A 20,040-nucleotide genomic window follows, 5' to 3' on the forward strand; every position below is an offset into this window, starting at 1 on the left:
TTCACAGGTCCATCGCGTACGTGGTCATGGGAGTCATTCTCGTGACCATCGTCCTGTTCGTCGGCGGATGCGGCGGCGGCGGGGGGAGCAGCGTCATGGGGCCGGTCTTGATCCCGCTACGGAAGCCGTCGCCGGATCCGAGCGCGACCCCGTCTGCGTCTCCGTCTCCGTCGCCCACCGTTCACCCGTCACCCACCCCTAAGGGCTCGCCTACCCCCTCGCCGTCTCCGACACCGACGACAACGCCGGCGCCGACACCAACGCCGACGGTCTCGCCGTCACCGACGCCGACCTCATCGCCGACGTCGACTCCGGACCCGACCCCGACGCCGACCGACACGCCGACGCCATCGCCAACGCCGACGGACACGCCGACACCAACGCCGACGCCGACCGCGACGCCGACACCTACGCCGACGCCGACCGCGACGCCGACACCTACACCTACGCCGACCCCGACACCGACGCCGACCCCGACACCGACCCCGACACCTACGCCGCGGCCGACACCAACGCCGACGCCGACGCCGACGCCAAGACCGACGCCGACACCGACGCCGACCCCAACCCCGACACCGACGCCCTCACCGACGCCATCGCCGATCGGCATGACGCACGTGCTCACGTGGGATGATCTCGGCGGCGGTGACGGCATCTACGTGAACCCGTGGACCTTGGCGACGCCGTGGCTCAACTATGCGTCGACGACGTTCGCTCTTTCGCCGGACATCAATGCTGCGCTCATCACGCCCGTCATCTACACGAATCCAAACCGGCAAGGGCCCGGCGATCCGATGTACACGAACGACGAGAGCACGTTCGCCCACGATTGCTCGGGGAATCGCATCCAGTCGCTCGGCGTCGGCGTGGGCAAGTACCTCATGGATCCCCACTCGGCCGACCTCGGCACGCTCTGGCACAACTACGTGCAATCGGCAGTCAATAGCGGCGCCGTCTTCGACTACATATTCGAAGACAAAGCGGACACGATCAACAAGACCTCGGCGACGCCGTGCAACTTCAACCAGCAAGACTGGACGAACGCGGCGAACAACTTGAATCTCGCGCTTGGCTGGACGATCATCTACAATTCCTTGGGCGATACTGCCGGGCAACAGATCGCCCCGTCGTTCGCGCTCAACGCCACAAGCGCGGGCGGTATGTCCGAGGACTGCTACGTGACGTATAACAACCCGCCGTATCAGTACGAACCATCTTGGCAGATAAAGGAAGATACGGAGATCGACATGGCCGCCGCCGGCAAGTACTTCGTGTGCGACGGAACCGACTCGGCAAACGCCGCCAACTCCGCCGCGGCGCGGCTCTACTATCTCGCGTCAGCGTTGCTCACGTACGATCCGCACACGACGATCTTCGAAACCGTGTTCACGACGCCGGCGGGGTTCCACGTGCTGCCCGAGACGCAGCTCGTGCCGCTGGCGCCGCTCGTTCCGCAGCCGTCGTCGGTCGACTCGCTGGCCCAACCGGGCGGCGGTTACGGCCGTGAGTACGCGCGATGCTACTATGCGACGTTCTACATCGGGCCGTGCGCGGCGTTCGTCAATCCGGGCAAACCTGGCAAAGACCCGGCCGTGTCGTTCCCATGGGCATCGAAATACCACCACACATTAGCACTTTGGGGAGCGGGCGTGCTCGATGGCGGCACCGCATCGCCGACCGGCAGTGCGCCGCCGTCAAAGATCAACCCAGGAACAGCTGTGGTCGCGTTCCCCTGATCGAAGACGTGGTCCTCAGCCCGATCGAGCGCCTCGGTTAAAAGCCGAGGCGCTATTTTTCTAGGCATCCAAGCGTGCGCACACACGCGTTACGCAAGCGGCGAGCGCATGAAGTGACCCGCTCACAGCGCTGATTTTTTCTTTGAATAGCGGTTTGGCTCGAACCGCATTGGGTAGGAGGCACGCGAGCGAAAATCGCCCCGCGAGCTTTTGTTGTGCGAAAAGCGGTGAGATTTGCGCGATTCGTCCCGTTAGATCGTTCGAGGAAGCAGACGGTCGACTATGTGCATTCCAAAGCAGCGGCGTATCGTCCTTATCCTTTTCGTAATGTTGGTCGCCGGTTGTTCGCAGCGCAGCTCGATAGTGCCGTCGCCCGGAGTCGGCGCAGCGATGGCGCCGGTCCACAGGAACATCCCGGTGCACGTGTTGACGTGGGATAACCTCGGAGGGGGAGACGGCATCATCCTCAATCCGTGGTCCATCGCGACGCCGTGGTTGACGTACGCATCGACCACGTTCGGCGACTCGGCCGCGATCGCCGCCGCGCAGATCATACCCGCCATTTACACGAACCCGAACCGGCAAGGCCCGGGCGATCCGATGTACACGGACGATGAGAGCACGTTCGCCCACGACTGCTCCGGAAATCGCATCCAGTCGCTCGGCGTCGGTGTGGGAAAATTCCTGATGGATCCGCACTCGTCTCACCTGGCCGCCCTCTGGCACGACTACGCGCGTGGCGGGTTTGGCGACGGCGCCGTTTTCACGTACATCTTCGAAGACAAGGCGGACACCATCAACAAGACATCCGCGACGCCCTGCAATTTCGACCAAACGGATTGGACGAATGCGACCAACGAGTTGGATCGGGTGCTCGGCTACACTATCATCTACAATTCTTTAGGCGACACGGCCGGGCAGAACGGGCAGCCTCAGATCGCTCCCTCCATCGCCCTCAACGCGTCGAGCGCCGGCGGCATGTCGGAGGACTGTTACGTCACGATGAACTCGCAGCCGTATCAGCGCGGCTTGGGTTGGGAGGTCAAAGAAGACACCGAGATCGACATGGCGGCAGCGGGGAAATATTTCGTCTGCGACGCGAGCGACCCGAGCCCCGCTATCCAGTCCGATGCCGAGCGGATCTACTACCTCGCCTCGGCGCTGCTCACGTACGATCCGAACACGACGATCTTCGAAACATGCTTCAAGACGGCGATGCGTCTGCACGTCCTACCCGAAACGCAATTGATGCCGACTGCCCCGCTCGTCGCTCAGCCGACGTCGATCGATGGCCTCTACCAGTCGGGCGGCGGCTACGGGCGTGAATACGCGCATTGCTACTACGCCGGCGTCGACCTCGGCGCGTGCGCGGCATTCGTGAATCCGAACAAACCGGGGACGAAGGCAGTGCCGTTCCCGTGGCCTTCGAAATACCTGCACACGCTCGAATTGACCGGAGGCGGCGTGCTCGACGGCGGCACCGCGACGCCGACCGGCGCACCGCCGCCGGCGACGTTCGGTCCGACGACGGCGGCGATCGCCTTCCCATAAAAGCAACGAGGAAAACAGACGAGCCCGGTTGCGACACCGGGCTCGTCCGACTTTCAGGGTCGCGCCGTCACTTGAATGCGACGATTCCAGTCACCGCCGACAACGTTGATGGCGGAGGCGGCCCGTTGACGCTGATCGTTCCTCCGTCCAAGATGCCGCTGCCTTTGATGACGAGCGTGTGGCTATAGCCCGAAAGCGGGAACGGCGCAGACGCACGCTCGTCTGAGTTCACGACCGCGGCGCACGGCCCGACCGAAGCGCCGTTGACGTAACATGCGCGATACTCCCGAGCATAGGCACCGCCCGACGTCCGGAGCGAGTCGATGCTCGAAGGCGTGGCGCTTGTCGGTTCCATCGCGACGAGTGCCACCTCCGGTCCGAGCTTCACGCCGGAGTTGGTCTGCATCGCTTGGTGCACCATCGTCGTGGCCGGATCGAACGTGAGCAGCAGCGACGCCTCCGCATACGTGCGTTGATCGATAAGATCATCCATATTGCCGTTGCCGGGCATCTCCTCGCACATGAAGAGCTTGCCGCGTTTGGACATCTCGATCTGCGTGTTCTCCGTCTGCTGCCAGTACGACCCGAACGTCTTCTCGTCTTGGCTCTTCGTCGAGCTGCCTGTGACGTAACAATCTTCGAACGAACCGCCGAGGACGTTCGACGGCGCGCTGAGCGCGATGGCCGGACTCAGTCCGTAGGTCGCCTCGCGTCCGCGTCCGTTTCTGACGAGGTCGCCGTCACCGAGGCCATTGTAGATGACCTGCATCCCCAACTCGGAAAGCAGCCGGGCGTGCGACCCCTCCCAGCTCGCGGAATCGAAGTGACACGGCATCGCGGAGAGCGAGTTCGTCGACGACGCCGTATCGTCGTAGACCGCGTCGAAATGTCCGCCCGACAAGTTCTGCTGGTTGAAGGCCTTCCATTGGGCGAGGAGCGTCGGCGACGACGGATCCGTGAGATCCTTTTGGCTGCCTTGCTTCAAGATGCGGATGCGCTGATTCGAGCAATCGTGGGCGAACATCGAATCATCGTCCTTATACATAGCATCCTTCGGCGCGACTCGATTCGGATTCGAGTAGAACATCGTTTTCATACCGGCGGCGGCTATAGCGGATGCGTCGCGAGGCTTAGCCATCACCCAGGTCGCCCACGGCGCGACTTGGTGAGGATCGACGCCCGGCAGACCCCACTGGCGGTCGCTTCTCCCCCAGTCCATATAGGTGATCATGTGCTTCGGCACGGCCTCGGCGCCGGCTGCCACGCCGCTCTGCTGCGAAGCGAGCGACACGAGCAATCCCACGACCGCCAACGCGACGAGCGAGCCCCCGATCCATCTTTTCATCTTCATCCGCTACCTTTCAATTCCGACCGTCATATGTAACGTGACTTCTAGTTGGACGGCGCGCTATAATGGCTTGCACGCAAGGTTTAATCCAATCCTAACCTGCGACCGCGGCGCAAGCGCTCCAAAGGACGGCCTTACGCAAGCGTGAAAACCTTTCGCAATTGCCGCTCGGACGCGGAGAGACGAACATGCTGAGGCGACTCATACCGCTGGCCCTTATCCTCGCGGGGTGCGCGCATCAACCCGGCGCGGTCGTCGCGCCTATTGGGAGCATGGCGACTGCTCACAACGGATCGACCCCTTCGCCCATCCAGCACGTCATCATCATCACGATGGAAAACCGCAGCTTCGACCATCTTTTCGGCACGTTCCCGGGCGCGAACGGCATCCCGACGTCGCCGCCATGCGCTCCAGATCCGGCTTCCGGTCAATGCGTATATCCGTTTCACGATCCCAACCCGTCCAACCACGGCGGCCCGCACGACTCGAAGGCCGAGCAGACCGACCTCGACGGCGGCAAGATGGACGGCTTCATCATGTCGGCCGAGCGCTCGAAATTCAAAGATCCAAACCCCGACGAGGTGATGTCGTATCACACGCAGGCGGACATCCCGACGTACTGGGCCCTCGCGCAGCAATACACCCTGGCCGACAACTTCTTCGCGGCGACGACGTCGTGGAGCAACATGGCGCATCTCTACTTGGTCTCGGCTTGGTCCGCGTCGTGCACGACCGGCCCGCTGACGTGCAAGTCGGACAACGGCGTCTCGTATAAGAACGATCCGACCTACTGGTGGACCGACATCACGTACATCTTGCACAAGCACGGCGTATCGTGGGGATACTTCGTCTATCCGAAGTACGGCGCCGGCATCGGGCCACGATCGGACATGGATGATGATGACGAGGGAGCGTACATTCCGGGTGCATCCTTCGACACGCTTGACGACTGGAATCCACTGCCGGCCTTTCCCGATGTGAAGGAAGACGGCGAGTTCGGGAACATCCAAGACGGCTCGACGTTCGTGGCCGACGCGCAAGCAGGCACGCTTCCCACCGTCTCCTGGGTCATCCCGCCATATCATTCTTCCGACCACCCGACCGTGACGCTCGTCGCCGGCCAAAACTGGGTGCAGCAGCAGATAGATGCCGTCGAGAGCGGGCCCGACTGGTCGTCGAGCGTCATTTTCTTGAACTGGGATGAATGGGGCGGGTTTTACGACCACGTCGTGCCTCCCGTCGTCGACGGGCTCGGATACGGCTTCCGGACGCCGCTCATCATCATCTCGCCGCACGCGAAGACCGGCTACATCGATCATCAGCTTCTCTCGACCGACGCCATCCTGAAGTTCATCGAGGATTCGTATTGCAACGGCGAGAGCATCAACTGGCTCGATGGCCGTCCGGACCGAAGGCCCGATGTGAGGGAACACTATCCCGCTCTTGGCGACCTGCGGAACGACCTGACCAACTAAGCCAAAGCGGCAAGTGTGGGCGCGCCCCAAGCCCGGTCCTGGGCCTTATGTCTCCTTTTACACCATGACGAAGTGAAGGGGCAAATCCCGGACCAATACAACTACAAACAACTGTCGCACTCTGCCGATTCTCCAGCGGCGGCAGCGGCGTTGACGGGGGAGGTCATCATGAATCGATGCGAGGTGAGCATTAGGCTCGCATTGATCGCTTTGCTGCTCGGAGGCTGCTCTTCGGGCACTAGCCAGGTCTTGACGAATTCCGCATCCGCGTATTCGGCTCCGGTGCGCCCCGACTTGGGCCCGTTTGCACTAAGGCTCAACAGTCCGATCACGCATGTCATCGTGATGATCCAGGAAAACCGCTCTTTTGATAATCTATTCAACGGGTTCCCGGGCGCCAACACCGCTCAGTTCGGCCTCATCCACACCGGACAACAAGTGCCCCTAACGCCGATCCCGCTCAGCGGTGGCGAGGACCTCTCGAGCGCTCACAACTCCTTCAACATCGCGTACGACAACGGCAAGATGGACAGCTTCGACCTCGTTCCGAAAGCAGGCAAGGCCGAAGGGCTCTTGCCGTACGTCTACATAACGGAATCATCCGAGCAAGGTTACTGGACGCTCGCGCAATCGTACACGATCGCCGACGACATGTTCTCGTCGCAGCGCGCCCAGTCGTATCCCGCCCATCAATTCCTCATTCGAGCGTCGTCGAGCAACATCATCGGCAACACGGCGCCGGTCATCAACGACGCGTGGGGCTGCGACACGCCGAACCAGACGGCGCCCGCGCTCACGGCTCAAGGGAAATACACGAGAGTTCCGACGTGCTACGACGTCCAGACGCTCGGCGATCTGCTCGACGCGGCCGGCGTATCGTGGAAGTTCTACTCGCCGACCATCGGATTCGGCGGCTTCCAATGGAACGCGTACGACTCGATAAAGCACATCCGCTACGGTTCGGACTGGACGAACGACACGTCGACGCCCGAGTACAACATCTTGAACGACATCGCCACCGGAAATCTCAAGTCGGTATCATGGGTCGTGCCGAACGCGAACAATTCCGACCATGCGCCCGGCAAGACCGGCAGCGGCCCGAACTGGGTGCTTTCGGTGATCGACGCCGTCGGCCAGAGCCAGTACTGGAACAACACCGCGATCTTCGTCACGTGGGATGATTGGGGCGGCTGGTACGATCATGTCACGCCCCCGACGCTCGACATGATCGGGCTCGGCGAGCGCGTGCCGCTCGTCGTCGTCAGTCCGTACGCGAGGGTGGGGTACGTGAGCCATGTACAGCACGAGTTCGGCAGCATCATCCATTTCATCGAGTCGACATACGGATTGCCGAATCTGGGTATGACGGATGTCAGGGCAGACGATCTGTCCGACTGCTTCAACTATAGCCAGCAGCCGACGGTGTTCCAACCGATACCGCACGGCACGTTCGCACCCGACATTCCCGGTCAGGTGGCACCCGATGACGATGACTGATAGAACGTCCCCGCCGCGCTCTCACATAGCGCTGACGCTGACGTTGTCGGCAGCCGCCGCGTTCGCATGCGCGTTGGCGGCGTGCACATCGTCATCCGTTCAACCGCCGGTTCGATCGCACGCGGTATCCGACACGGTGTCGCCGATCAAGCATATCGTCATGATCGACTTGGAGAACCGCAGCTTCGATAGCATGTTCCACGGCTTTCCCGGCGCCGATACGGCGAACACGGGAAAGATGCACGACGGAACGATCGTGACGTTGCAGCCGCTGCCGCTGACGCAGATCAACGATCTCGGTCATTCGCGCAAAGACTTCATCGCGGCGTACGACAACGGCAAGATGGACGGGTTCGATCTCGAAAAGCTCATTCCGGGCACCGGGCAGACCCCGCCCCCGCCGACGTACCCGTATAGCTACACCGATCCGTCGACGATCAAGCCGTATTGGGCCCTTGCTTCGCAGTACACGCTCGCCGACCGTATGTTCCAATCGAATGGCGGGCCGAGCTACCCGTCGCATTTCTATCTCATCGCCGCGCAGACCGATAACATCTTCGGCAATCCGACGCATCCGCCGTGGGGCTGCGACGACCAGCCGAAGACGAAGGTCGCGTACTACAAGAGCCCGGGTGTCGTCGGCTACGAATTCCCGTGCATCGACATGACGACCCTCGCCGACCTTTTGAACGCTGCCGGCATCACGTGGACGTCGTACACGCCGGCTGTCACCGCGTCGTTCGAAGCGTACGAGTCGATCAACCATATCCGATATGGCTCGCAATGGGCGACGAACTTCCCGCTCAACACCCATATCCTGACGGATCCGGGCAAAGGCCAACTCGCGTCGGTGAGCTGGGTGATACCGACGTTCAACGAGTCTGATCACCCGCGCACGAATAAAGACACCGGTCCGAGCTGGGTCGCATCGGTCGTGAACGCGATCGGCGAGAGCCCGTATTGGAACAGCACCGCGATCTTCATCACGTGGGATGATTGGGGCGGTTGGTACGACCATGTCCCTCCACAGCAGCTCGACGCTTTCGGGCTCGGATTCCGGGTGCCGCTCATCGTCGTTTCCCCGTACTCGAAACACGGCTATGTGTCGCACACGAATCATGAGTTCGGGAGCATCGTGAGGTTTACGGAAGAGACTTTCGGGCTCCCGAGCCTCGGCCAGACCGACTCGCGCGCAGACGATCTCTCCGATTGCTTCGACTTCACGCAGTCGCCCGCGCCGTTCGTCCCCATCCAGTCGCAGCTGAACGCGCAGTACTTCCTGCACCAGCCGCCGGACACGACACCGGTCGACGACGACATGGGTACGCCCTAGAGGCCTTTCAGTTCGTCGGCAGCGGCCCGACGCGTTTGCGACGCGGAAACGCAGCATCGATGGCCGCGACCTCCTCAGCGCTCAGCCGGAGGTCGCCGGCTTTTGCGTTCGCGATGACGTGATCTATCTGCGACGCCTTAGGTATCGCGAACACGTTCGGCTGGCGCACGAGAAACGCGAGCGCGACCGAATGCGCGCTCGCGCGATGCTTTCGCCCGATCGCCGATAGTATGCGGCCGCCGCGGGTGCGCGCGTCGAGCGTCGGCAAGCCGAGCGGCGTGTACGCGACGAGCGCGGCCCCGTTCGCTCTGCACCATGGCAATTCGTGTTCCTCGGGCGTCCGCTCGCCGAGATTGTACATCACCTGATCGCAAGCGATGCGCTGCTTCGTAAGATTGAGCGTGGCTTCGCGTAGATCCCACGGGTCGAAGTTGCTGACGCCTATCGAGCGCGCGTTGCCGGCGTCGACCTGCTCTTCGAGCGCACCCATCGTCTCTTCGATCGGCGTGTCGCCCCGCCAGTGGATGAGCAGGCAATCGACGTAGTCGGTTCCGAGGCGCCGGAGCGATGCGGCACACGAGAGGGCGACCCCGCGGCGATCGGCGTGGCTCGGCAGCACCTTCGTGACGATGAACAAGCGCGAGCGACGCACGCCGCGGATCGCCTCGCCCACTATGCGCTCGGATTCGCCGTCGCCGTACATCTCGGCGGTATCGATGTGCGTCATCCCGAGATCGATGCCGCGCCGAAGTGCCTTCGCGACGGGTACCGGCCACGTTCCTTGGCCGATCACCGGCACGCGCGGACCCCGCTTTCCGAACGGCTTTTCGCGCATTGAGGCGCCTCGTTAAGCGGATGCTGATGCTCATCCGCCGCGGTTTCGACGGCGAGCGAGCCGGCCTTCGCGGTTATCGCAGAATTAGTCGTCGAAACCGCATTCGAGAAGGGATGAGAGCGAGATGGCAACTATTTCCATAGTTGCCATGAGAACAAACCCACTATATCGCTATGCGTACGCTATCGGCGTCGTCGCGTCGGTCATCGCCGCCTGCGCGCTTCAAGCGAGTGCATCCGTCGACCGTTCGCACCTCTATCCCGCCGCGCTCGTGTCGGCGCCGCCGGCGTTCGACCCGTCGCTGACCGATCCGGCGTGGTCGTCGGCCGTCACCGCCAACGGCTTCGAGGACATCACGACGCGCCGCCCCGCGCCGCACGACACGACCGCCTACATATTGTACGATCAGACGAACGTCTACGTCGGCTTCAAGGTCGAGCAAAGCGGCGTGCCGATCCATCAGGAGCAGTCGACGAACGACGTCGGCTTCGGACAGGACGACGCGGTCGGCGTTTGCATCGATACGAGCGGCGCCGGCACGCAAGTGTACTGCTTCGAGACGACGCCGCGCGGCGTGCGCTATCAACAGGCGTCGGAATCCGCGCGTTACGCGCCGCCGTGGCGCGCGACCGCTAAGGTCGAAGGCACGAGCTGGACGGCCATGATGGTCATCCCGATGAAAGACCTGCGCGCTCCCGGCGGCAAGAACCGCACGTGGCTGTTCAATTTCATCCGCATCTGCGCCGCGACCGGCGAGCACTATAGTTGGGCGTACGACGGCCTCATGCAGGATGCACAACCGCCGAACTGGCCGATCTTCACCGATGCCCGCTGGTGGCCGTCGCTCACCGGTCTCGACATAGCGGCGACCGCCGGCCGGCCGCAACCGCGAGCGGAGATATACGGGCTCGAGAGCGCCGGGCGCGATCGGAACCAGTTCGTCCAGCCCAACAATAGCGTCGCGCAGCAGAACGCGCGCAACGAGGGCATCGACATCACGTATCCGTTCACGAGCACGATCGCCGCCGTCGGAACGCTCAACCCCGACTTCTCGAACGTCGAGGTCGATCAGCAGACGATCGTGCCGCAAGAGTTCCGGCGCAACCTCTTCGAGTATCGACCGTTCTTCGCGCAGGGCGCGCAATATTTCACGCCCGACCAGCTCGTGCCGGCCGGCGGCTTCGACTCCGCGCCGGATGCGGTGTTCTACAGTCCGAGCATCGGCACGTTCGACCGCGGTGAGAAAGTCGAGGGGACGTTCGGCGCGCAAGCGTTCGGCTTGCTCGAAGTCCGAGGAGTAGAGCCGGACGGTTCGTCGATCGATGACACCGCCTTCGGCTTCGACCACATCCTGCCGAACCGGACGTTCCTGCTCTGGGCGAACGGCGTCCTCGCGCACCACGGCTCATGCCCGACCTTTGACCTTACGCGCTGCGGCAACGACTCGACAGTTGATACCGGTATCGCGGGCCGCAACTTGAGCAGTGGACTTGTGTGGGGCTACAATCAGGCCGTCGAAGATCGCCTTCTCACCTTCGATCCGACCTCGCAATTCTCGTATCTGCGCAACGAATTTCTCGACGTGCACAAGCCGAACTACGAAGTCTTCCAGGGCTATCAGGACATCGGCAGCGGTTACGGTCCGATGGACGGCTTCACGACCATCGACGATTCCCACGGACCGGTCTACATGTTCAACTTCACCGGCACGACGCCGGGGCTGAAATCGTGGACCGGGTTTTTCACCGGCGACCGCTTCGAGACGCACGGCGGCACTGTCCACCAGGCGGATTTCTTCGGCAACCAAGACATCGTGACGAATAAGCTCATCCACGCGAACGTCGGCGTCAACGTGAGCGAGCTCGACGACCCGTTCCTCACGGGAGGTGTCACGCTGCCGTTCAACATCGCCTCTGTCTCGCTCGGCTATCGCGACGGCACGCCGACGCCGTTTGATACGTTCTACGGCGCCGGCAACTTCGGCGGCTTCGTGCCAAACTGCGTGTTGACGCCGACGACGCCGCCATCGAAATGTTTCAAGCCGTTTTATCTGCAGCAGTTCCAGATCTCGTCGACCCATCCCATCGGGAACAAGTTCAGCCTCCAGTGGGCGTACGACGGCACGCACGAGCGCTCGGATGCCATAGGCGTCGACGGTCAGCTGCTGCGCAGCGTCGGCATCGGCGATTCGCTCGGACCGGACACGGAAGTGACGCTCGCATACCGGGCGATCAGCGGGCGCGGCGGCTTTGCGTCCCCGGGCGACAACCTCGCTGCGGCATTTCACACGAAGTTCAAGAACGGCAGCGAGCTGTTCGTCAACTTCGGCACGCCCGCTGCGCCGGTGACGCTCGACCGCCTCATCATCAAGTACCTGCTTCGGATCGGCGGCGGCGCCGGGACCTGACCCGCAAAAATCCTCGATTTTCCGAAGGCTTTCGCGAAACCGTGCATAAGTCACGGGGCTATCTAGCATCGCGCTTCTGATGCGCGCGGTAATCGCGTGAAAGGACAGATATCGTGGCCAAGGGTATGACGAAATCCGAAGTCATCAAGACGCTTGCCGAGAAGACGGACGTCGACCGCAAGACCACCATCCGCTTCATGGACAATCTCGTCGCGCTCGTCGTCAAAGAGGCGAAGCGCAGCGGCGAGTTCCTGATCCCCGGACTTGGCAAGGCCGTGAAGGCGAACCGCAAGGCGCGCATGGGCCGCAATCCGGCGACCGGCGAGGCGATCAAGATCCCGGCGAAGACCGTCGTCAAGTTCCGCCTAGCGAAGGCTTTCAAGGACGCGGTAGTTCCGCCCAAAGCGAAGAAGTAGTACCTCAAACTGTAGAGCTGCCAAGAGGGCCCGGCGATCGTCAAACGTCGATTGTCGGGCTTTGGCGCGCCGCACGGGAACCGCGTTCGAGCAGCGCGAACAGCCCTCGCCCGCCTCAAGATCCACGGAGACGCCCCCATGCTCACAGCACCACCTATCGCTTCAGCTTTCGATCAAATCGAGCCGGCAGAGATGCCGTCGGACGTCGATGAGTCGGCTAGAGCCGAACTCGATCGCATGATCGGCGAGGCCGCGTACTATATCGCCGAACAGCGCGGCTTCGAGCCAGGTCACGAGCTTGACGACTGGCTCGCCGCGGAAGCGCAGATCCACGATCAGCTCGCGGTCCAGCGCTGACGCGTTAAGCCGAACACCTTAGTCACGCGGGCGCTCGGCGTAGCGCCCGTTTCGCTCTCGTGAAGACGTGCGCCGAGGAGATGGCCTTCTCGCGCCAAACGCACGCATACTATGAAAGCAGTTGAGCCTGCCCGGTCGTCCGATCGTTTCGATTGGACGATGGGCGTCTTGTCCGCGCTCCTCATCGCCGGCGTCTTTCAAGACGGTTGGGCGCACAACCACGGCAAAGTCGACGAGAGCTTTTTCACGCCGTGGCATTTCATCTTGTATGGAACGATGGCGCTGAGCGGCATCGTCTTGTTCGTCGTAGGCTTGCGCAATCTCGCGACGCGCCGCGACGCGATGACGGGCGGGCTCTTCGGCGTCGCCGGCCGAGCGGCGATCCGCGATTCCATCCCGGCCGGCTATTGGTCTGCGGTTCTCGGCGTCGTCATCTTCATCGTGGGCGGCGGGCTCGATCTCGTGTGGCACACGATTTTCGGCATCGAAGCGTCGATCGACGCGCTCGTCAGCCCGACGCATCTCTCGCTCGCGCTCGGTGCTGCGCTGGTTTGCAGCGGACCGATACGCTCGGTCGCGTACCGCTACCGCGAGGACGCCGGCGGTTGGTCGCATGTCGGCCCCGCGGCGATCGCGGTCGCGGCTATCCTCGCGCTTGTCGGTTTCTTCACGCAGTACGTGCAGCCGATCGGAGCCGACGCCGTGGTGTCGGTCGTCGAGAAAAACGACGACGCGGGCGTCGTCGACGGCCTCTACGTCATGGATGCGGACGGGGCGCATCAGTCGCGCTTGTTTCCGTCGGTAAGCGACGACGCGTTCGGCCCGGCGGTCTCGCCTGATGGCCATCGCATAGTCTATCGCGTCGCGAGCGGCGATTCACCATCGAGCGATCTGTACGTCGCCTCGGTCGGCGGCTCGGCAACAAAGCCTATCCGCATCACGCATAGCGGCCGTCACGACACGCAACCTGCGTGGTCGCCGCAAGGCGACTGGATCGCATACATCTCCGCGCCGGCGGCGACGTCCGGCGAATTCCAACTCGACGTCGTCCGACCCGACGGCAGCGGCCAACGCATCGTCCTCCATGGCGTGACGACGCTCAACGGACCTGCATGGGCGCCGGACGGCCGCCACATCGCGGTCGGCTCCCGCAACGGCGTGACGGATCAGATCGAAATCGTCGATGCCGGTACGGGCGCAGCCGCGTGGGTCGCGGGTGCGCTGGGCGATTGGCCGTCGTACTCCGCGGATGGAACCGAGATCTATTTCTCGCGTAGCGACGCGGAAGGGAATCCGAGCACGATCGACGCGGCGAGCTTGAGCCAGATGTCACCAGGGTCGACGCGGACGATCGAATCGGGCGGTGCGAATATGTCCGCGGTGGCGCGCGACGGGTCGCGACTGGCGTTCGTGCGCTCGGATCGCGGTACCGATCAGATATTTGTCGCGGGCCAGGACGGTCGCGATCCCGTCGACGTGAGTAAGCTTTCCGGTGTGGACGCGTCGCGACCGGCGTGGGCCGGCAGCCGCATCGTCTTCAACGCGGTCGGCCGTCCGCACCCGTCGTCATCGGACTTTGGTCTGGCGCTCAGCCTATCGGCGATGCTCCTGCAGGCGATCGTGATCTGCGGGTCTTCGCTCATGCTCGTGCGCAGATGGCGGCTGCCGTTCGGTGCCCTGACGCTCGTCCTCACACTTTTCGGCGTCGCGTTGGCGACGCAGAATGACGAATATTTCGCGATACCGGCTGCGCTCGTCGCCGGACTGGCGGGCGATATTTTCGTCGCGTCGCTCGGGGATCGCGCGCGCCACGCGCCGGCGCTCTACGTGCTCGGGTTCGGCATGCCGTTCGTCTTGACCGCGGGGTACGTCGTCGCGGTCGCGCTCGCGCACGGGCTCGGATGGCCGCCGAACCTTGCGATCGGCTCGCCGTTCATCGCCGGATTCGCGGGCCTGCTCGTCGCGTTCGCGTACGACTCGCCGCTGCGCTGGGATGGCGCGGCATGAACGTCCTCATCATCGGCGGATCGAATTTCCTCGGGCCGCACGTGATCGATGCCCTTTTGCGTCGGGACCACCGCGTGACCGCGTTCAACCGCGGCCGCAACCCCTCGCAGTCGAGGCCCGGCGTCGAGCACGTCGTCGGCGATCGAGCGACGGATCTCGAGCGGCTGCGCGGCAGGAAGTTCGATGCGGTGGTCGACACGTGCGGCTATTTCCCTCGCATCGTCGCCTTGTCGGTGGAGATGCTCGCGCCTGCGATAGCATCGTACGTCTTCGTCTCATCGATAAGCGTGTACGTCGATCCGATAGAGCCGCCGCGCGACGAGAAGTCCGAGTTGGCGACTATTGCAGATCCGACGATCGAGGAGATCACGCCGGAGAGCTACGGGCCCCTGAAGGCGCTGTGCGAAAAAGCGGTCATCGACGGCGCGGACGGTCGCGCGCTCGTCGTGCGGCCGGGACTCATCGTCGGTCCGCTCGATCCGACGGATCGTTTCACGTATTGGCCGCACAGAGCGGCGCTCGGCGGCGAGATGCTCGTGCCGGGCGAGCCCGGTCACAACATCTCGTTCATCGACGTGCGCGATCTCGCCGAGTTCATCGCGGGCTCGGTCGAACGTGGAACGTCGGGCGTATTCAACGCGTCCGGAGATACAACGAAGTCGACGATGGGAGATCTCATCGAGTCGTGCTTGCGACTATCCGACACGCGGACGAAGGCGACGTGGGTCGACGAGCAGTTCGTCAAGGCGGAAGAGATCGCGCCCTGGTCCGAGTTGCCGGCCTGGATCCCGACGGGTGAAGACACGCTCATGTGGGCGAGCTCGGCGAAAGCCGTCGCGGCCGGACTGGCGTACCGGCCGCTCGACGAAACCGTGCGCGCAACGCTGGAGTACACGCGTGCGAAGGGCCTCGATCGCGCGCTCAAATCCGGGCTGACGCGCGACCGCGAAGCCGAGCTGCTCGCGCGCTGGCACAATCGCGAAGAGAAGGCTATGTAGCGGTCGAGCTTCAGCTCGACCGGAGACGGCCTTCCAGCCGAGTGTATGGAGCGGTCGACCTTTACGGTCGACCGCAGATGACCTTGCAGTGGTAAGTCCGCGGCGGTCGAGCTGAAGCTCGACCGCTACGGCCACTGCTCGCCTGGAACCATGAGTGGTCGATGGCGAAGGGTGAAAAAGGCCTGCGCCGTGAGCTTGAAAGACGCGCGGCGACGGCCAAAACGCCGCAGTAATACTCCTTGACGACTGCATCCGGAAGTGGTACGCTCTGTTCAACCTAATAATTTAGGTGAAAGGACGGACGAGTGGCTCGCAAGGCGTCAGTGACGCTCACCGAGGTAGAGCAGCGCTTGATGGAAGTGTTGTGGGCGAAGGGTCGTGCCAGCGTCGCGGAAGTTCTCGTCGGCCTGTCGCAACGGCCGAAGCCCGCATTCAACACCGTCCAGACGATGCTGCGCATACTCGAGCAGAAGGGCTACATCCGCCATGACGAAGTCGGGCGCGGTTTCGTCTACTATCCGGTGGTCGACAAGGCGTCTGCCTCGAAGGCCGCCGTCAAACAGCTCCTAACACGGTTCTTCAACGATTCCGCCGGCCAACTCGCGGTCAACCTCCTCAGCGAGGCAGATCTGTCGAATGAGGATATCTCAAAGGTCGAGCGGATGATCGCGGAGGCGAAGCGCCGATGATCACGCTACCACACGCCGCGTGGGCTATCGTCAATTCCATCTGGCAAGGCGCCGTCATCGCGGCCATCGCCTGGACCGCGCTTCGGCTCGCACGGCGTGCGAGCGCGGCCGTGCGCTACTATGTCTGGGCAGCGGTGCTCGTCGCCGCGCTCGTCCTGCCGATCATCAACCTCTTCGCGCCGGAGCGGATCATCACGATCGCGCCCGAGGTCGCAAAGCAAGCACAAGATGTGCCGACCCAGCCGAGTGCCGTCCACGCGAGTGTGTCCGTTGCGCCTGCACCTCGGCAAACGGTGACTCACGCCGATCTCGCGACAACGAACGCGATCGCCGTACATCCCAAACCGTCGTACGTCATCGCACATCCGACGCAGACGCTCACGAAAGTCCGGCAGACCTCCGCTACGCCACTGGCTGCGATCGCATCAGTCCGCGCAGATCTGAGCCGCGCGATTTCCGACGTCGACCTTGCCGCGATCGCCGCCGGCCAATGGCTGCAGGCGCGGATCGTTTTCGCATTCGGATTGTGGCTCGCGATCGGGGCACTGCAGTTCGCCCGTCTCGGTTGGGGCCTCTACCGGCTTTCCACGATCAAACGCGGACTGGTCCGCCTGGACGATCCGGCGGTCGATGCGATGCGCCGATCCGTGTCGCGGCCAGTCGCGGTCGCGAAATCGGACGAAGTCGGGTCGCCGTGCGTCATCGGCTACGCGCATCCCGTCATCGCGCTGCCGTCGTCGCTCGTCCGAACCCTCGACGAAGCAGACCTCCATAGAGTGCTGGCTCACGAGCTGGGCCACGTGCGTCGCTTCGACGATTGGGCGAACCTCGTCCAGCAATGCATCCGCGCCGCGCTGTTCTTCAATCCGATAGTGCACGTCGCGTGCCGCGCGCTCGACGTGAACCGCGAGATCGCGTGCGACGACCTCGTCGCCGCAGGCCACGCGGACCGCATCGAGTACGCGAAGTGCCTCACCGAGATCGCGCGCCGCGGCGCGTACGTCGAGCATCTCGTGCCGGCAGCCGGTTTCTTCCCGGATCGCGGCCAGATCGTCGTACGCATCGAACAGCTCCTCGACCGCGATCACGCGGGTTCCGCGCGCGTCGGCGTCGTGCCGGCCGCAAGCGCGATCGCGGTCATCATCGCGGTCGCCGCCCTCGCGGCGCATCAGCTGCCCGCGCTCGCGATATCCACACCGCCGGCTCCCAAGCCGCCCGTGTCTGCGCCGGCATCCGCCTGGGCAGAGCTCGACAAGGCGCGCAGCGCCGAGGCCGCGGCGCTCTACCAGTCGGCGAACAAGGAGCCGTCGTTTGCCGCCGAGGATGTCGCGGCGCTCGCGCAAGCTCAGGCGGCGCTCGCCGTGGCGCACCTCAACTTGACGCGCGTCAGCGCACACGCGACGAGTGCGGTTCTCGCCGAAGAACCCAAGATAGCGATGGCGATGGCGCGATCGAGAATCGCGATCGCGCCGCATATCGCGGCGGCGATGGCCCGATCGCTCTCGATGGTCCGACCGCAGATCGCGCTCGCCCCGCGCATCGCGATGATGGCAGCACAGTCGCAGTTGGGGCTCGCCCCGAAGGCCCCGCAGTCATCGTCGGAAGAGGACTTCCTCGACGCCCTTGCCGCGGCCGGCTACTCGCATCTATCGGTCGACGACCTGATCGCGATCCGCAACTCCGGCGTCACAAGCTCGTATCTCCGGGCGCTCAAGCAATACGGCGTCTTGCCGATGCCGGCGCACACGCTCATCGCGCTCGCCGACTCCGGCGTGAGCGCCGCTACGATCGCTTCGATGGCCGCCGCGGGCTATGCCGGGCTCAAAGCCGAGGACCTCATCTCGCTTCAGAACTCGGGGGCGACTCTCGCACTCGTACAATCGGCGAAGGCGTCGCTTCGGCCGGCCCCGTCGGTGCAGGACCTCGTCGCTCTTGCGAACGCGGGCGTCACGCCCGAATACATCGACGCGCTCGCCAAAAGCGGCTACGCGAAGCTCAGCGCTGCATCGATCGTCAAGCTGCAGAACGCGGGCGTCTCGTCGTCATACCTCATCGATCTGGCAAAGCTCGGCCACGTGGGGATGAGCGTCGATTCGCTCATCGCGCTTGCGAACGCCGGCGTATCGCCGGACTACATCCACGCCCTCGCCGGCCTCGGTTACTCGGGAGTATCGACCGACGATCTCATCCGGATGATGAACGCGGGCGTGACCCCCGACCTCATCAAGCGGCTGCGCGCACACGGCTTCAGCGAAACGCTTTCGGTCGACGAGCTCATCAAGCTCGCGAACAACGGCTTCTAAGATGCCAAAGAACGTGTGGCGCACGGCCACGATAGCCGCCTGCGGAGGTCTCGCATGCCTCGCGTTGGCCCCTTTCGCAGCTCTTCGGACGGCGCGCGCCGACGACGCCTCGAGTACGTACGCTGGCACGTGGCGCCTCAACTACCTCCAACAGGATCAAGTCGATTTCGAGCTCGCGTATCGCAGCGGCGGGTCGACGTGGGATGAAGGGCACACGGTCGCATTTTCGCAGTCCGGCATAACGGGCATGACGCTCGACCAAGTCGAGCACTCGCGCGGCGACGCCCACTTCACGGTCACCCGCGATGCCGGCACGTTCGATTGCCGTGGCTACTTCGAAAGCGGCACCGGGTCCGGCATCTTCAACTTCGTGCCGAACGAGTCGTTCGCCGACGGTCTCGCTGGGCGGGGCATCGGCCGGCCTTACATCGGCGAACAGTTCCGGCTTGCGTTCTCGAACGTATCGCTCGCGTACGTCGATCAGCTAAGATCCGCGGGCGTCGCCGGCCTGACCACCGACGGCCTCGTCCGCCTCGCCGACCACGACGTCACGGCCCCGTTCGTCGCAGCGCTGCATTCGGGCGGCATCCACACGCCCTCGGTCGATGATCTCGTCCGGCTGCGCGATCACGACGTCGATCCGCGCCTCGTCTCGGGCTTCGTCGCAGACGGCTACCATCCGAGCGCGGACGATCTCGTGCAACTGCGCGATCACGACGTGAGCATCGACTTCGTCAATGCAGTGCGCCAGTCGGGGTACTCGCCCTCGGTCGGCGATCTCGTGCAGCTGCGCGACCACGATGTCGATGCCGCGTTCGCCGCCGGTATGCACAAACTCGGCTACCGTCTCGTCGCGGGCGATCTCGTCCGCTTGCGCGACCACGACGTCAATCTCGATTACGTCACGGGGCTGAAAGAGCTCGGTTACGTCCCCACCACCGACGATCTCGTGCGGCTCCGCGACCATGGCGTCGATCTCGAATTCGTCTCGCGCCTCCAGGCGCACGGTTACCACCCGTCGGTCGACGACCTCATCCGTCTCCACGACAGCGGCATCTGATGGCGACAAACGAAGGGCGGCCCTAGGG

General features: G+C 63.6%; 16 protein-coding genes. 13 read left to right on the forward strand and 3 right to left on the reverse strand.

Going from position 1 to position 20,040, the window contains the following annotated elements; genetic code table 11:
• Positions 1-181: 181 nt before the first annotated feature.
• Positions 182-625 (reverse strand): hypothetical protein, encoded by a 444-nt coding sequence (locus tag VFO25_02965; GenBank protein HET9341864.1) that lies wholly within the window; start codon positions 623-625, stop codon positions 182-184.
• On the opposite strand from VFO25_02965, the gene VFO25_02970 reads away from it, so the two are divergent.
• Together VFO25_02970 and VFO25_02975 are read left to right on the forward strand one after the other, a co-directional pair.
• Positions 609-1,736 carry a hypothetical protein gene (locus VFO25_02970; GenBank protein HET9341865.1) on the forward strand — a complete coding sequence of 376 codons (1,128 nt, stop codon included), beginning with the start codon at positions 609-611 and terminating at the stop codon, positions 1,734-1,736. The genes VFO25_02965 and VFO25_02970 overlap by 17 nt on opposite strands.
• 363 nt (positions 1,737-2,099) lie before the next feature.
• Entirely contained in the window at positions 2,100-3,287 is a 1,188-nt protein-coding gene (locus VFO25_02975; protein ID HET9341866.1) for a hypothetical protein, read from the forward strand.
• Positions 3,288-3,354: 67 nt separating this feature from the next.
• Here VFO25_02975 and VFO25_02980 read toward each other — a convergent pair whose 3' ends face one another.
• On the reverse strand, positions 3,355-4,638 hold the full coding sequence (locus tag VFO25_02980) for a hypothetical protein (GenBank protein HET9341867.1): 1,284 nt from the start codon (positions 4,636-4,638) through the stop codon (positions 3,355-3,357).
• A 185-nt stretch (positions 4,639-4,823) separates the two neighbouring features.
• Between VFO25_02980 and VFO25_02985 the strand changes: the two genes are divergently transcribed.
• The 3 genes from VFO25_02985 to VFO25_02995 all read left to right on the forward strand — a co-directional run bounded on the left by VFO25_02985 (position 4,824) and on the right by VFO25_02995 (position 8,940).
• Positions 4,824-6,110: an alkaline phosphatase family protein gene (locus VFO25_02985; GenBank protein HET9341868.1), complete on the forward strand. Its 1,287-nt coding sequence runs from the start codon at positions 4,824-4,826 to the stop codon at positions 6,108-6,110.
• A 168-nt stretch (positions 6,111-6,278) separates the two neighbouring features.
• On the forward strand, positions 6,279-7,607 hold the full coding sequence (locus VFO25_02990) for an alkaline phosphatase family protein (GenBank protein HET9341869.1): 1,329 nt from the start codon (positions 6,279-6,281) through the stop codon (positions 7,605-7,607).
• Positions 7,600-8,940 carry an alkaline phosphatase family protein gene (locus VFO25_02995; GenBank protein HET9341870.1) on the forward strand — a complete coding sequence of 447 codons (1,341 nt, stop codon included), beginning with the start codon at positions 7,600-7,602 and terminating at the stop codon, positions 8,938-8,940. Before VFO25_02990 ends, VFO25_02995 begins: the two co-directional genes overlap by 8 nt.
• Before the next feature lie 7 nt (positions 8,941-8,947).
• Here the strand turns inward: VFO25_02995 and VFO25_03000 are convergent, their stop codons facing one another.
• Positions 8,948-9,775 carry an aldo/keto reductase gene (locus tag VFO25_03000; protein ID HET9341871.1) on the reverse strand — a complete coding sequence of 276 codons (828 nt, stop codon included), beginning with the start codon at positions 9,773-9,775 and terminating at the stop codon, positions 8,948-8,950.
• Positions 9,776-9,923: 148 nt separating this feature from the next.
• Between VFO25_03000 and VFO25_03005 the strand changes: the two genes are divergently transcribed.
• From VFO25_03005 to VFO25_03040, 8 genes are all read left to right on the forward strand, one after another.
• Complete coding sequence (locus VFO25_03005) at positions 9,924-12,182, forward strand: hypothetical protein (GenBank protein HET9341872.1); 2,259 nt, start codon at positions 9,924-9,926, stop codon at positions 12,180-12,182.
• A 113-nt stretch (positions 12,183-12,295) separates the two neighbouring features.
• Complete coding sequence (locus VFO25_03010) at positions 12,296-12,598, forward strand: HU family DNA-binding protein (GenBank protein HET9341873.1); 303 nt, start codon at positions 12,296-12,298, stop codon at positions 12,596-12,598.
• A 138-nt stretch (positions 12,599-12,736) separates the two neighbouring features.
• Positions 12,737-12,955: a DUF2934 domain-containing protein gene (locus tag VFO25_03015; protein ID HET9341874.1), complete on the forward strand. Its 219-nt coding sequence runs from the start codon at positions 12,737-12,739 to the stop codon at positions 12,953-12,955.
• A 111-nt stretch (positions 12,956-13,066) separates the two neighbouring features.
• On the forward strand, positions 13,067-14,962 hold the full coding sequence (locus VFO25_03020; protein ID HET9341875.1) for a hypothetical protein: 1,896 nt from the start codon (positions 13,067-13,069) through the stop codon (positions 14,960-14,962).
• Positions 14,959-15,960, forward strand: a complete 1,002-nt coding sequence (locus VFO25_03025; protein HET9341876.1) for an NAD-dependent epimerase/dehydratase family protein — start codon at positions 14,959-14,961, stop codon at positions 15,958-15,960. The genes VFO25_03020 and VFO25_03025 overlap by 4 nt, the downstream gene beginning before the upstream one ends.
• A gap of 305 nt (positions 15,961-16,265) precedes the next feature.
• Positions 16,266-16,649 carry a BlaI/MecI/CopY family transcriptional regulator gene (locus VFO25_03030; protein ID HET9341877.1) on the forward strand — a complete coding sequence of 128 codons (384 nt, stop codon included), beginning with the start codon at positions 16,266-16,268 and terminating at the stop codon, positions 16,647-16,649.
• On the forward strand, positions 16,646-18,952 hold the full coding sequence (locus VFO25_03035; GenBank protein ID HET9341878.1) for a M56 family metallopeptidase: 2,307 nt from the start codon (positions 16,646-16,648) through the stop codon (positions 18,950-18,952). The genes VFO25_03030 and VFO25_03035 overlap by 4 nt, the downstream gene beginning before the upstream one ends.
• A 1-nt stretch (position 18,953) precedes the next feature.
• Positions 18,954-20,012: a hypothetical protein gene (locus VFO25_03040; GenBank protein ID HET9341879.1), complete on the forward strand. Its 1,059-nt coding sequence runs from the start codon at positions 18,954-18,956 to the stop codon at positions 20,010-20,012.
• Positions 20,013-20,040: the final 28 nt, after the last annotated feature.

This window comes from Candidatus Eremiobacteraceae bacterium, assembly GCA_035710745.1.
Classification (GTDB): Bacteria; Vulcanimicrobiota; Vulcanimicrobiia; order Eremiobacterales; family Eremiobacteraceae; genus JANWLL01.